Source organism: Odoribacter lunatus (genome assembly GCF_943193135.1).
Lineage (GTDB): Bacteria > Bacteroidota > Bacteroidia > Bacteroidales > Marinifilaceae > Culturomica > Culturomica lunata.
Map to the genome: position 1 here is coordinate 1 of NZ_CALPCZ010000003.1, position 15984 is coordinate 15984.

Below are 15984 nucleotides of genomic sequence, written 5' to 3' on the forward strand. Positions count from 1 at the left end.
AATTTTGGGGGAATTTTTCTATCTGAAGTACAGGAAAAACAACTTAAAAAAGGATATATGTTTTATAAGCATGTACCATGTGTGCAAACAACTTTTTTCCAGACGTTTATAAAGAAATAATTCTTGTCGGTTGTGTAAATATCGCTCTTTTTAAGAATTACTTTCTCGCACACGTTTTCGAAAACAAAAGTAGAATGAATTTCCAAAATAACAAAATAAAATCTTTCTTTTTTCATAAAAAATTAATAATCAATCTTTTATATACTCAAAATAATCCCCAATAAAATATTAAAAACTTATTTTCTTTTTTTCAACATGAAACTACAGGTACATGCTTATAAAGCAGGTATTTCATAAAAATGAAAACAAGTGAATAATGACGTGTGGTAGTGATGGATGATATGATTTTTAATTGACGATAATTGAAAGATTGAGCTGGATTTTTATGGAGGTCCAATCAATCGGATGTTATTGATATTAATTCTTAATTTTAAACATTTTATTATGACAAAACACTTAAAATTAGCAGGAATGCTATTTCTTTCTTTTTTCCTCTGTGTGGGCAACTATGCACAGGCAGAAAGAAGAACAGTTAGTACATCCTCTGAACAACGGACAGGGACATGTACCGGAGTGGTGAAAGACGCAGTGACAGGTGAAACGATTGTCGGGGCGGCAGTGTTAGTGAAAGGGACAACCAATGGAAATTCTACGGATTTTGACGGTAAGTTTTCCATTGATAATGTTCCGGTGGGAAGTACGCTAGTAGTTTCTTTTATGGGGTATCAAACCAAAGAGGTGGTTTGGAACGGAGAAGTTTTGACGATTACCATAAAAGAAGATTCCAAAACTCTTGATGAGGTGGTAGTCGTAGGGTATGGTGTACAAAAAAAGGCAAATTTGACAGGTTCTGTTGCTTCTATTAATGCAGAAGCATTGGAATCCCGTTCAGTGGCCAGTGTATCGGCAGCTATGGCAGGAACTATGCCTGGCGTAACGGTTATTCAGACATCCGGAGCTCCGGGAGCACAAACCGGTTCTATCACTATTCGTGGTAAGAACTCCATCAACGCAGCCAGTCCGTTGGTCATCGTTGACGGTATTCCGGGATCTATGAACAATATTGATCCGCAGGAAATCGAATCCATTTCCGTCCTGAAAGATGCGGCTTCTTCTGCCATCTACGGTGTGCAGGCTGCCAACGGTGTTATTTTGATTACAACCAAGAAAGGTAAAAAAGGACAGAAGGCACGGGTGGATTATTCCGGTACGGTAACTTGGGCAAGCCCAACGGCCAAATTGAAATTCCTGGGAGCTGCCGATTATGCGACGTTGTATAACGAGGCGACTCTCAATGAAGATCCGAATGCCGCCCTGCTTTATTCGCCTGAAGATATTGAGCTTTACCGCAACGGCAAAGACCCTATCGGTCATCCTAACACGGACTGGTATAATGAAGTGTTTAAAAAACATGCGATTGAGACTCAGCATAGTCTGTCTATTTCCGGTGGTTCTGAAAATACAACGTACATGGCTTCATTGGCTTACTTGTATCAGGACGGTTTGTCTCAGGAAAAACAATACGAACGTTACAACGGACGTATAAACATCGATTCCAAGGTTGCCAAATGGGTGAATTTAGGTGTCAATGCTTCCGCTTACCGTGGTTTGAATAGTGACGAATACGAAGGCTTTGGTTCCTTGATGCAGTATGTAAACCGAATTGCGCCTACCGCTCCGGTTTATGACTCTGAAGGCAATTACAATTATAACGGTTTACAAAATCCGGTGGCACAGCAAGGGCGTAGCGGTGAATTGCGACAATTGGACCAGCAGTTGAATGCGACGGCTTATCTCAATGTTACTCCGATTGAAGGTTTGAGTATCAAAGGGGTGTATTCATTAAGACATGACTACCGCGATTACCGTACGTTCAAGAAACATTTCAGTTATGGGACTTTCGATTCCGGAGACCGTGAAGGTGCTCATAACCACTACAATTGGAATTGGTATACCAGCCAGTTGTTGATTAATTACAACAAAACAATCAACAAGCATTCTTTCGGTGTATTGGCTGGAGCAGAGCAGGTAAAATATACCTACCGTTATACTACTACGTCACGCAAAGGGGGTGGTAGCGATGAATTGACGGAATCGTTGAACACACTGGATGCTTCCTCTCAGAAAAACACGGATGGTGGCTATGAGACGGCTCGTCAGTCTTATTTCGGTCGTATCCAATATGACTACAATAACAAGTATCTTTTTGAGGCCAATCTGCGTGCTGATGCTTCTTCCCGTTTCCCGAAAGATAACCGTTGGGGATATTTCCCAGCACTCTCTGCAGGATGGAGGATTTCGGAGGAAGCATTTATCAAAGACAATGCCGACTGGTTAAGCAATTTGAAATTGCGTTTGGGCTGGGGTAAAACCGGTAATGAAGAGTTGAAAGACGATGATATTTATCCGGCGGTAGCTACGTATGCTTATGGAAAAACGATGTTTGGCCATCAGCTCTATTCCACGGCTTACGAATCACGTTATGTGAATAACGAATTGCAATGGGCTACCGTTACCAATTACGAATTGGGTATTGAAGCCGGATTCTTGAACAATATGATCGGTTTCGAATTGTCTCTGTATAAAAAGAAAACCAACGATATGCTGCTTTACCTGCCGATCCAGGGGGTAATCGGTATGGAGGCTCCTGCCCAGAATGCAGGTAGTGTGGAAAACAGGGGATTTGATCTGAATATCTTCCACAACAAACGTATTAATAGCGATTTCAGTTATGCTGTTAATTTTAATGTATCTTACTTGAAAAACGAAATTACCGACATGAAAGGTACTGAGGGTGAGGATCCAGACAATAAAAAGTACTGGCGTTTGGAAGGATATCCCATCGGCTCATTCTACGGTTACAAGGCAAACGGCTATTTCAATACAGCCGAAGAACTGGCGACACTTCCGAAACGTACCAGTTCGGACCAGGTGGGAGATATTAAATATGTGGATCTGGACAATAACAACAAGATTGATGCGGAAGACCGGACGGTTATCGGTAAGAATTTCCCGAGCTGGACTGGAGGTCTGAACGTGACGCTGTTTTACAAGGAGTTTGATTTCTCCATGTTGTGGCAGGGAGCTTTTGACGTAGATGCTTATTATACGGGAGAAGCTTCGTATGCATTTTATAATAGCGGCAAGGTCCTGAAACGCCATTTGGACCGCTGGACACCGGAGCATCACAATGCCAGCTATCCCCGTTTGACCAAATCTACCCAGAACAACTTCGTAACCTCTTCTTTCTGGTTGGAAGATGCTTCATACGTGCGTTTGAAGAATATTTCACTGGGTTACAATTTGCCGAAAAGATGGTTGTCAAAAACCGGTATTGAAAAAGCAAAAATATATGTCGCCGGTGAAAACCTGCTGACTTTTTCCGGGCTGGAAGGATTGGATCCGGAATCCCCGTCCGATACCCGCGGAGCGTTCTACTCTAACGTGAAAAAAGTTTCCATCGGGTTAAAAGTTTCATTCTAAATTTCTTAACTTATAATGAATATGAAAAAATATTTAATTATTATAACAGCAGCGTTGCTGACAGGATTGACCTCTTGTGTCGACCTGGATCTCTATCCATTGGAAGAGCTTTCGGATGGCAGTTTTTGGAAAACGGCCAAAGATGCCGAAATGGCTGTTTCCGATCTTTATCCTTCACTTCCTTATTGGGTTGTTGATGAAGATATTAATTCTGATAACGCCGTGCATGGAATCAAGTGGGCTGCCGGTAATGTTTCAAAAGGAATCTATGATCCGTTGGATTTTAGTTGGAGTGGAACTTACACTGTAATTCGTCAGACGAATTTGATTTTAAGTAAAATTGATGAAATTCCGGATTACAATCAGGAAGACAAAGAAAAAGTACTTGGTCAGACTTATTTCTTCCGGGCTTTCCATTATTTTGATTTGATTCGTTCGTTTGGAGATGTTCCATACATCGCTAAACCTCTGACGCTTGCAGATCAGGCCGGTGTTACCCGTACTCCGAGAGAAGAAGTGTATGCCAAAATGATGGACGATTTCGACAGGGCCATCGCTTATTTGCCGGTCAGCTGGCCGTCTTCTCAATACGGACGTATTACAAAAGGTGCTGCATACGCGATGAAAGCCCGTGCGGCGTTGTACTATGGCAATTGGCAGGTTGCTGCCGATAATGCCAAAGCTGTCATGGATTTGGGTGTGTATAGTTTGTATGACCAGAATAATACCGGAAAATATGCGGAATTGTTTTGGGAAAAAACAGACGGATGCGATGAGTTTATTTTGGTGAGACAATTTAAACCGAATGAAAATGATTGGGGGCTGATCGGTTGGGAATGTTTCCCCACGTTAGGCTGGGGTGGTATCAATCCTACGCAAAGTTTGGTAGATGCTTTTGAAGACATTGATGGAGCACCGATTGCTCAATCAACTGTTTATGATGCAAAGAAGCCGTTTGAAAACCGGGATCCCCGTCTGGAAGTGAATGTATTGCATGATGGAGAAACCATGTATGGAAAGACGATAAAAGTGGCTCCGCTAAAATCCAGCGGCAACACAGGTATCGGTCAGCACGGAGATGCAACGGCAACCGGTTATTATCAGCAAAAATGGCTTGACCCGTCTATCGACCCGCAATCTACTGGTTGGAGTATGGGAAAAGATGCAGTGGAAATCCGCTATGCAGAGGTGCTTTTAACTTATGCTGAAGCTTTGAATGAAATTTCACCGTTGGCAAACGATGCTTTTGATGCTGTGAACCAGGTACGCCGTCGTGTCGGTATGCCCGAACTGCAAAATACAAATGCTAGCTTGCCGACATATTGCGCAACACAGGATGATTTGCGTCAGCGCATCCGCAATGAATGGCGAGTGGAATTTGCCTTGGAGGGCGGAAAACGCCAGTGGGATATCCGTCGTTGGGGAATAGCAGAACAGGTATTGAACGAACCGTTCCGCGGATTAAGATACAAATTAGTTAAGGACTCTCTGAATGCTCAGAAGGGCGACAATAATATGATTTGTATTCTGTATGAAGGAGATGAAATTATCGTAGCCGGCTACGGTGGTTATGAACCGCATAATTATGTGTATCCGGTTCCGCAAGAAGAACGAGATCTAAATCCGAATCTCACACAAAATCCAGGATATTAATATTTTGTCATAACTATATTAATAGCAGGGGGGCATCAGCTTTTGGGCAAATGCCCCCCCTGTTTGCTTTTAATTCCTGTTTATGAAACGATTGCATTACATCCTTTGGGGCTTTTTGTTTTTGCTTTACTTTTTCTGTTATTACAGTGTGCTTTCTCATGTGCTTTTTTATCATGAACAGCATCATCTTTTTCTTTTTTCCTGGGATTATTTTTGGCGAAGTGTTGCTTCGGAAGGTATTATAAGCTATCTGACTGATTTTATCATCCAATTTTTTTATATTCCGGAATTGGGTAGTGGATTGCTGGCTCTGATCATAGCATCAGTTTATCCGTTATGCTATCAGATTGTTCGGAAAATTTTAGGATGGAACGACCTGTTACAACTTTCTGTAATTCCCTCATTGGGATTATTTTTTTATACTCTGTCTGCCGACCGGGCGTTGACACTTGTAACAGGTTGTTTTTTAACGCTGCTTTTCCTGTATCTACTGCTTGTGTTTGTACAACAGTACTGGAAAATTTTTCCACTTTTTAAAATAAAATATACGATACGTCAATCGGTACGTATAGGTTTAACCTTATGCTTTCTGGCCGGATATGCCGGTTTCGGTTACCGCTATTTTGTCCGGAATTATAAACGGAGCGAACGTATCATGTTGAAAGCAGAACAATACGTTAAATCCAAAGAATGGGATAAAGTATTGACTTATACATCCCGTTATTGGAAAAGCGGACGCACGAATCAATTGATTGCTTATTTTCACCATTTGGCATTATATCATACAGGACAGCTTTCCTATCGGTTATTTGATTTTCCGCAGGTATTGGGGGTTAAAAGCCTTTACTTCCCCTGGAATAGCGATAGTCGGGAAAGTGAATATGGTCATTTCCTCTATGAAGAGTTAGGTTATATCAATGAAGCACAACGCTGGGAGTTTGAGGCGATGGTTGTGTGGGGAGAAACCGCTCCCCATTTGCTCAACCTTGCTCGCTACAATATTTTGAACGGGCGCCCTCGGGTTGCTCAACATTTTATCAATAAATTAAAGCTATCACTTTTCTATTACAAGGAGGCATTGGAACTTGAAAAACAATTGAATGGCACGCAATTGCCCGATATGCGGGATGTTTTGGCAGACGTGCAGGAACAACCGGCACGCTTTGCCAACGTATTGAATATCGGACCGGAATTGGAGTATCTGTGCCAACATGATACGACACACCGGATGGCTTTTGAATACCTAATGAGCTATTTATTGTTGAGTAATCATATTCCCCGCTTCGTGAAAAACCTGAAAGAATTCCGCTATTTGGCACCGACACCTCTTCCGCCGGCGTATGAAGAGGCTCTGTATATTTATAAATTAGGAGTAAGTGAAGAGGAATTTTCCCGCAGCGGTTTTATGGTCAGCCCCGAAACAGAACGCCGTTTTAAACGTTATTATGCACTGGCTCAAGGTAAGAAGACACAGGCCTTGCAAGCAGAATTCGGCAAAACTTATTGGTTTTACCTCAACTATATAAGCCCATACGGCAGTAAAGTAGTTACTCGATAAAAAGAAAATGAAATGAATATACGTTATTGGATTATTTGTCTGCTTTTTTGCATATATAGCTGTAGTTCCTATCATCAACCGGATAACAGATTGGAAACGCCTCCTGCAATTTATCCGGATTACAGTGCTGTGACTTTTCCACCCAATATAGCCCCGCCCAATTTCGTAATTTTGGAAAAAGCTGAAGCCTATCAGACGGAAATTGGAATAAAAAATGAACCCGGAGAGATACTGATTCATCATTCGGAATCTTTGGTGCGAATCCCGGAGAAACAATGGAAGGCCTTGCTTAGAAAGGCTGTAGGAAAGGAAATTTATTTCCGGATTGCGTTGTGCAAAGATAATATATGGACAGAATATGCGGCTATTGAGAATAAGGTGTCTGCACATCCCCTAGACCCTTATTTAGTCTATCGTCTTCTTTATCCCGGTTATGAATTATGGAATGAAATGGGAATTTATCAACGGGATTTGACCAATTATAAGCAAACGCCGGTGGCGGAGAATAGAAATTTCGGAAAGCAATGTATCAACTGTCATACATTCAATCAAAATTCACCGGATAATATGATGGTACATGTGCGGGGAAAGCAGGGAGGAACGTTGATTTATCGTGATGGAAAAGTGGAAAAAGTAAATCCGAAACCCCAAGGTCATAAATATGGGGCAACCTATCCGGCATGGCATCCTTCGGGAAAGTACATCGCTTTTTCTGCCAATGAGATACAACAGTTTTTCCATGCTTCAGGGCAAAAACCGATAGAAGTGTCGGATTTGGGAGCAGACCTGATAATTTATGACGTGGAGAAACATCAGGCGTATACGGATTCATTGCTGAGCGGAGATTCGTATATGGAAACTTTTCCGACTTGGTCACCCGATGGCAGAACTCTCTATTTTTGCCGGGCACAAGGTTATCGGCAAGGGATGCCATTTGATAGTATTCGTTATGACCTTTATCGGATTCAGTTTGATGTGGAAACCCAAAAACTGCATAAGCTTGAATGTGTGTACCAGGCCTCTGCTTCCGGGCATTCCGTTTCTTTCCCCCGAATTTCTCCCGATGGCAAGTGGCTGATGTTTACCCAATCGGATTACGGAAATTTTTCTATCTGGCATCCGGAAAGCGATTTATTTTTGCTTAATCTGACTAACGGGGAAATAAGGAATTGTGAAGAAGTAAACAGCAACGAAGTAGAAAGTTTTCATACCTGGTCTTCGACAGGATATTGGTTTGTATTCAGCAGCAAACGTTTGGATGGATTGTGGGCGCGTCCTTATTTAGCAGCATTTGATCCGGAAACCGGAGAAATAGCTAAACCTTTTTTATTGCCTCAAAAAGATCCTCGCTTTTACGATACTTTTACCTATACTTTCAATCTTCCTGAATTATTAAAAGAACCAATTAAAAACGGTAAGCTATTTATTGAAACTATTGTGGAAAAATGATGTTTCGTTGATATTGATGTTTATCGTTTGTTTTTTACTTGTTCTCATAGAAAATGAGCCCTAAAGGTTAGATAAAAACTTTTAGGGCTCATTTTAGGCCGTCGTGTTTTCTTTTACAACTTTCATAGTTTATTGCTGTCGTATTTTGAGAGAGAATTTATTTATCTGGCTGAAATACAGAAAAGAATAGTTTTGAAAAAGGATATATGTTTGGTAAGCAGGTATCGAACTCATGCAAACGTTTGAGCATAAGGGAATAAAAAAATGATTAAACCTATTTTAATCACTAAAATTATTTCTGAGAACGAATATTTCCTCATGAAATATGCCAATGCAAATGTAATACAAAACTCCAAGAATAAAAGTTAAACCGTTAATTATTTATAATAAATCAGCCTAATAAGTCTTAAACAATATGTAAGGTGTTAATAAACATCAAAATATGGCAATTAAAAAAAACAAACCATATCGTCTGTTGTACCTGCTTACCAAGCATGTATCCCAAGGGGAAAAATGAAAGAGAAAATGAAAATGTTTCCGGAATAGGCCGATAAGGTGAATAACAGTGAGAGCGTGGTCAAATTGAAATAGTAGGAAACTTGTTTCGGCAAGTGGATATTATTTATATGAATACTTAATTTTAAACATTTTAGTTATGACAAAACACTTAAGATTAGCAGTAATGCTATTTTTCTCTGTTTTCCTGTGTGTAGGTAACTACGCATTTGCAGGAAAGAGAACGTCAGGTACATTGGCCGAACAAAAGACGGGCACGTGTACCGGAGTGGTGAAGGATGCAACAGGTGAAACCATTGTGGGGGCATCTATTTTGGTAAAAGGCACGACTTCGGGAGCTTCTACAGATTTGGACGGTAATTTTACGATTGCCGGTGTTCAGGAAGGAAGCATCTTGGTTGTTTCTTTTATCGGTTATCGGACACAGGAGGTGAAATGGGAAGGTACTCCGTTGGTTATTACCTTACAGGAGGATTCCCAAAGTTTGGACGAGGTAATTGTTGTGGGATATACCACCCAGCGTAAAGAGAGTTTGACGGGTGCCATGACAAGTATCAAGAATGATAAATTGAAAGACATCACGACTCCTTCGGTTGAGAATATGTTGAACGGCAAGGTGCCGGGCGTGTATGTAGCTCCGGGTTCCGGTCAGCCGGGAAGTGCCGGTGCGGTGGTTATCCGCGGACAGGCTTCTTTGAGCGGTAGTACATCGCCGTTGTGGGTAATCGACGGAGTCATTGTCGGTAGCAGTGCCGGCGAATTGAACCCGTCCGATATCGAAAGCATGACCATCCTGAAAGATGCGGCTTCTACGGCTATCTACGGTTCGGAAGGCGCCAACGGTGTTATCGTAGTAACGACAAAAAAAGGAAGGGAAGGTAAAATGACAATCAACGCTTCCGTAAAATTGGGTATCAGTCGTTTGACTACCGGTAATCTGGAAGTGATGAACGGAGCGGAATTGTACGATTATTACAGTTCTTTCCAGAATGCAGATAAAATCAGTTTCTCTCGTTGGAATGCCGACTTGCGCAACAGCAATTTCGATTGGTGGGATTTGGCTACTCATACCGGTTTTACGCAGGATTATCATCTGTCTTTGGCAGGAGGTTCCGATAAACTCAGATCCTATTTTTCATTGGGTTACTACGATGAAGACGGTGCGGTAAAAGGATATGATTACAAACGCTATAGTTTCCGTTTCAATACCGATTACAAACCTTATCATTGGTTGACGGTGAAACCGTCAGTGAGCGGTTCGCGCCGGGATATTGAAAATAAACAGTATTCCGTGACGGCTATGTATTCCATGCTGCCGTGGGATAGCCCTTATGATGAAAACGGAGAATTGGTTTCGCATCGTTACAGCGGCTGGGTAAATACCTCCTCCACCAACTATCTGTTAGACCTTGAGTATGGAAATTACTCTGAATCTACAAATCATGAATTTATGGGTAACTTCGATTTCGATGTGAAGATTACCGACTGGTTGACATTTGCTTCTGTAAACAGCTATCGTTATAACAATTATTCCCAGCACAGTTATACCGACCCGCGTTCAAGCGGAGGTGAAAATGTGGACGGACGTTTGACGGAATGGCGTTCGGAAACTGCCCGTAAACTGACAAACCAAAAATTGTTAATCAATAAGACGTTTAACGGAAAACATGCCCTTAACGGATTGATTTCGTATGAGTACAAAGATTATTGGTACAAATCGCTGGATGTTTACGGAACGGGATTTATTCCGGGATTCGAGGTATTGGATGTTGTGGCAAAACCCGAACGTACCAAAGGCGGTATTTCTGAGTGGAAAGTACAGTCTATTTTTACAAACTGGAAATATGCGTATGATAACAAATATTTGGCAGAGTTCTCTTTCCGTCGGGATGGTGCTTCCAACTTGGGTGACAATGCTAAATATGGTAACTTGTTCTCTTTCAGTGCCGGTTGGGTTATCAATCGCGAAGATTGGTTTAAAGCCGATTGGGTGGATAATTTGAAAGTTCGTGCTTCTTACGGTTCCGTAGGTAACCGTCCGAGTTCACTTTATCCGCAATATGACTTGTATGCGGTATCAACCGGAGCCAGTTATAATACCAATTCCGGAGCTTTGATCAGCGTTATCGGTAATAAAGATTTGACTTGGGAAAAAACGTATACTACCGGTGTGGGATTGGATGCAGCTATGTTCCAAAGCCGTTTGCGTTTGACATTCGATTATTATATCAAGAATACCGACAATATTCTGTACAATGTTCCCGTAACCGGTCTGACCGGTGTGACGAGCATCTATAAGAATATCGGAGAGATGCGCAATACCGGTTACGAAATTTCATTGGGCGGAGATATTATCCGTACGAAAGATTGGAACTGGAGTGTGGAAGTGAACATCAGCCATAATAAGAACGAGTTGAAAAACCTGTACAAACAAAAAGAAGCCGACGGCAGTTACGTCGTAAAACCGGTCATCATCGGTGACGGTAGCGGTGTTGCAGGTTCTGCCAATCGTATTTTGGAAGTAGGTGAACCGATTGATACCTATTATTTGAAGAAATGGGCTGGAGTTAATCCGGACAACGGTGCCCCGATGTGGTATAAAACCGATGAAAACGGAGAATTGGTGACCACCTCCAATTATGCGGAAGCCGAATATTTCAAATGCGGCTCCGGTTCTCCCGATTTGTTCGGAGGTTTCTCTACAACACTGACCTGGAAAAATTTTGATTTGAATGCCGTATTCGGTTATTCTATCGGCGGTAAGATTTACAACTATTCCCGCCAGGAGTATGATTCAGACGGTGCGTATTGCGACCGTAATCAGATGAAACTGCAAAGCGGCTGGAAACGTTGGGAGAAACCAGGTGACAAAGCAACGCATCCGGTAGCTAAATACAATAATGCGGATAAAGGCAATTCCGCTTCTTCCCGTTATTTGGAAGACGGTGATTTCTTGAAAATGCGTTCTTTGACTTTGGGTTACAATATTCCGGTTAAGAAATGGGGTATTCAGAATTTACGTGTAGCATTGAGCGGCGAGAATCTGTTCACGATTACGGATTATTCCGGTGTGGATCCCGAAATCCCGGCATCAGACGGAGTTGTTATGAGAAGTGCTGGTCCCGGCGTATATCCTTCCGTACGTAAGTTTATGTTCGGATTAAATCTAACATTCTAAATTGAATTATATGAAAAAAATATTTACAATATTAGTAGCTGCGGCAGTTTCGCTGACTGCTTGCGATATTGACTGTTTGCCATACGGTTCTATGGCGGCAGAACAGATTACCGATGATCCGGATGCTTCGTTGGATGCCTTGATGAACGGTATGTATGCACAATTGAAGACTTGGTCGGACCCGATGCACCGTTGCGGAGAGTATGCCGGTGATAATATGGTGATTCGCGGAAATTCCACGGATGCGTTTTTTGAATTTATTTCTTATTCCCGTACCCCGAATAATTACCGTTTGCAGAATTTTTGGGATTACGGTTACAAGGCTATTGCCCAGGCTTCCAATATTATTAAGATGATAGAGGAAGGGCAGAGTGCTGAAATCGATAATAAAATCGGCGAATGTTATTATGTGCGCGGTATGATGTATTTCTATCTGTGCCGGGCTTACGGACGTCCTTATTATCAGGCTCCTGACAAGAATTTGGGAGTACCCATCGTAAATGGTACGCCCGATAATGTTGTAGGAGAAATGTTTCTGCCGGACCGGGCTACCGTACAGGAAACTTATGAGCAGGTAATTAGTGACTTGAAAGCAGCTGAACGTTTGATTACGCTTGATAAGGGACCTATTTATGCTTCTAAAGGGGCTGCTCAGGCCATGTTGTCACGTGTGTATCTGTATATGAGCGGTACGTATGAAAATCCGAATCCGCAGTATGCACAATTGGCAGTAGAGTATTCAAACAAGGTTATCAATTCGGGAGACTATAGCTTGTTGAGCAGAGATAATTTTATGAAGTATAATACGTTTACTCCTGAAAATAACCCGGAAACAATTTTTGCAATCAAACGTGTTGCTTCCGAATTTTCCGGTTTTGACCATTATTACGGTGTTGGTGGTATGTATGCCAATATCGGTGGTATGGGCTGGGGTGAAATGTTTGCCAGTGCTAAGTATATCGCTTTGTTAAATGAAACCGGAAGAAATGACTGGCGTCCGGATCACTATACAATTGTGGATGCTCGTGCGGCTTTCATAGAACCGACCTATTCAAAAGATAAGGAAGGTAACTATAAAAAGGTCTTTCGTTTTATCAAACCGAGTCTTCCGTTGCAAGCTGGTGTTTCATTGGATAAATTTACCGGTTATAGCTATGTCCAGGACTCTTTGGTTGTCGAGAATGGTAAGTATTATGCTATTGAAGGAGTAACTCAATATAAACAGGGTGAAGATAAACTAGTTGCTATTGTAGATTCTGTGTGGGAAAAGGATAAAAAAGTAGGAAAAGTTAGAATCGACACGATTAAGTACGAATTGGAGGTGGTAGATGAAGCACAAGGTATTTTTAAGATTGCTAAGTATAATATAGGAACAAATGTTACTGAAGTGCTGACGGAAGTTATTGGTGTTGAAGATTATTTTATCACCTTGAATCGTGCTAATCCGCAGTTCTATATTACGAAATGTTCCCGTGAGGGAGAAGATTCTCATTTGCATTCTCCGCTTATCAGCCGTTTGGGTGAAATTTACCTGAACCGTGCGGAAGCATATGCTAAATTGGGAAATTACGGGGCTGCTTTGGCAGATTTGAATACTATCCGTGGTCGTGCTATTCTTGGTGGTGAATATGGTTCTCTGAATCCAAGCGAAGCCGGCGACTTGATTGACAAGGAACGTCAGTTGGAATTGGCTTATCAGGCAGAACGCAGTTATGATGTATTCCGTAATGGAAAGGCATTGACTCGCCGTTTCCCGGGACCGCACGAACAATTGGAAGATGTGTCGGCAACTGATTTCCGGGTAGTATATTATATCCCGCAGAATGCTATCAATGCTTATCCGGGAACATTGACACAAAACCCGACAAACAACGGAGGAGTGATTTTAAATTAAAACTTCCTTACATTGTAAATAATGAGGGTGCCGATACGGGCACCCTCTCTTTTTTATTTATGTGTTTTAACAGTTTTCGGCGACAATTTCCGCAATGTCTTTGATAGGGATGGCGGAAGATTTTTTGGTGAATGTCTTTTTACAAAGCGGACAGGCTGTGACAATATAGTCCGGATTGTAAGCTGCGTAGGCGTTTACCGTATCTGTTGCAATGGTTGTCCGCTGGGGGGCGGTGATGTGTATGTTGGCTAAAGAGCCGCCGCAACAGAGTGAATTTTTACTGTCATAACGGATGGCTATTTTATGACTTACCGCTTTTAAGACGCTTTCCGGAGCGGTATAGACGTTTGCACCCCGCCCTAATTCGCAAGGGTTGTGGAATACGGTGGTATACTCTGCCTGCCGGGGCGAAAGGTGCCTGTTTTTAATAAGCATGTGGATATATTCACTGTGGTGCATTACCGGGATGTTCAACTGATAATCTTCTTTGAAAGTTTTATAACAAATCGGGCAGGAGGTGACAAGAAGAGTGGCTCCGGAAGCCTCGATAGCCGCTTTGTTTTTCTCCATAATAACGGTAGCGGCAGAGCGGTTGCCCGAAAGCAGGAGTGGACGGCCGCAACAGATGCCTTTCTGTTCGTCTATGAATGTGTAGTCGACGTGTGCTTGTTTAAAAAGGTATTGCATGGAGCGGATAACGGATGGTGTGAGGTGTCCCATGCAGCCGGCAAAATAGGCGACTTTGCTTTCTCCGTTTGGGCCGGGTTGTATGTAGCTGTATGTGTCTTTGGTTATCCGGGTTCTGTCTTGGCGTTTGCTTAAACGCAGGGCATTGAGTTTTAAATCTACGGGACAGGCGGCTTCACAGCGTCCGCACATCAGGCAGTTTTCCGTTTGGACGGAATAATCCCTATGGTGGCGTATCTTTTTCAGGAAATACACCGGTTGTGTGTCTTGCATGCCCAATGAAGTATTGAGCTGGCAACGGTCTATACAGATGCCGCACCGAGAGCAGGAGTATAGTTGTATGTTGCTGAATGCGTTAAATTCTTTGCCTTGTTTTACACCCCAGTTTTTCAGGAAAATGTAGACGATTTCCGTCGGAATGTGCATATAACGGGAAAAAGGAAGCAAGATAAAGAATAAACCCAAGACAGAGGAATAGGCCCACCATGCCGGATAAGAAAGGGTATCCAGTGGCAGAAAGCGGGAGAAGAAGTCTCCTGCGGTGTGGGTGAGAAAACTGCCTCCTCCGCGGATGCCGCTGGTAAAACTTTCAGCAAGAAACCGAAGCGGAAAGATGAGCCACAGGACGGTTAGAATGAGCAGGTCGAAAGGACGGTGGTTGGTCGTTTTTTTCAATCCCAATGCTTTGGAATAGATCCGTTTGGTAAATGCCAGCAAAAGTCCCGAAAGGATGAAAAGAAGAATTAAATCCATAAGGAATGCGAAAACATTGCTATACGGGAAAGTCTCGTTTGCCGGGTGGAAAAAGCGGAAAAAGATGGCGAAATAGGGGGGATTGAAAGCGGTGGTATGGTATACCGTCGATTCTATTTTCCCCATGATGATAAGCAGGAACCATCCCAGCCCGAAACACATGTGCATGTATCCGAGAAAAGGATTGGTGCGGTAGATTTTGTGGTGTACCAGACACTCTAAAAAAACTTCCTTAATGGCTTTGAATGTTTTTACGCTGAACATCCCCTTCCATATTAAGCGTTTATCGCTTTTAGAGAAAGTGCGAATCCAACGTGCATATTTGACAACAAGGTATATGAGCAGTATATTGATACCTATGGTAAAAGGAAGTACAAAATTATCGTAATACATGCTTTAATGAATTGAGGGTTTATAGAGATTGTCGGTGAAGATAATCAATCAGGGTTAGTATCATTTTACGGGTATCTACACCTCGCGGGCATACTAATGTGCATTTGCCGCACAGCATACATTTGTGTAGTTGTTGGCGGATTTCGTTGTTTTCTCCCCGTTTAACCAGCATCTGGAGTTTGCGGATATTAAATTCGGTGAGATTGCCTGCGGTGCAGGTGGCGGTACAGCCTCCGCATCCGATGCACAGTTTGCTGCTGGGGGCATTTTGGGCAAGGCAGGTGGCAAGAGACTTATCGTTTTTGTCGTAGTCAATGACCCGGGCTTCTGATATGGAATATCCCCAAAAGTTCATAGTCG

Annotated in this window: 8 protein-coding genes; 6 read left to right on the top strand and 2 right to left on the bottom strand. The window is 42.3% G+C overall.

Translation table 11 applies throughout. From position 1 onward, the window contains the following. The first annotated feature begins 531 nt into the window (after positions 1-531). The 6 genes from NFR61_RS02395 (at position 532) to NFR61_RS02420 (ending at position 13791) form a co-directional block, all read left to right on the top strand. The gene (locus tag NFR61_RS02395; protein ID WP_420910094.1) at positions 532-3543 is read left to right on the top strand and encodes a SusC/RagA family TonB-linked outer membrane protein; all 3012 of its coding nucleotides are present in this window, start codon (positions 532-534) and stop codon (positions 3541-3543) included. A 21-nt stretch (positions 3544-3564) separates the two neighbouring features. Further along, positions 3565-5196 carry a RagB/SusD family nutrient uptake outer membrane protein gene (locus NFR61_RS02400; RefSeq protein ID WP_251620200.1) on the top strand — a complete coding sequence of 544 codons (1632 nt, stop codon included), beginning with the start codon at positions 3565-3567 and terminating at the stop codon, positions 5194-5196. 82 nt (positions 5197-5278) lie between these two features. Further along, on the top strand, positions 5279-6754 hold the full coding sequence (locus NFR61_RS02405) for a DUF6057 family protein (RefSeq protein ID WP_251620202.1): 1476 nt from the start codon (positions 5279-5281) through the stop codon (positions 6752-6754). Between the two features lie 12 nt (positions 6755-6766). Then, positions 6767-8203, top strand: a complete 1437-nt coding sequence (locus NFR61_RS02410) for a TolB family protein (protein WP_251620204.1) — start codon at positions 6767-6769, stop codon at positions 8201-8203. A gap of 655 nt (positions 8204-8858) precedes the next feature. Continuing rightward, entirely contained in the window at positions 8859-11897 is a 3039-nt protein-coding gene (locus NFR61_RS02415) for a SusC/RagA family TonB-linked outer membrane protein (RefSeq protein ID WP_251620206.1), read from the top strand. Positions 11898-11907: 10 nt separating this feature from the next. Continuing rightward, a complete protein-coding gene (locus NFR61_RS02420; RefSeq protein ID WP_251620207.1) occupies positions 11908-13791 on the top strand; it encodes a RagB/SusD family nutrient uptake outer membrane protein in 1884 nt (627 codons plus the stop codon). Positions 13792-13857: 66 nt separating this feature from the next. Here the strand turns inward: NFR61_RS02420 and NFR61_RS02425 are convergent, their stop codons facing one another. After that, the gene (locus NFR61_RS02425; protein ID WP_251620209.1) at positions 13858-15495 is read right to left on the bottom strand and encodes a (Fe-S)-binding protein; all 1638 of its coding nucleotides are present in this window, start codon (positions 15493-15495) and stop codon (positions 13858-13860) included. Positions 15496-15643: 148 nt separating this feature from the next. Beyond that, positions 15644-15979 carry a 4Fe-4S dicluster domain-containing protein gene (locus tag NFR61_RS02430; RefSeq protein ID WP_251620211.1) on the bottom strand — a complete coding sequence of 112 codons (336 nt, stop codon included), beginning with the start codon at positions 15977-15979 and terminating at the stop codon, positions 15644-15646. Positions 15980-15984: the final 5 nt, after the last annotated feature.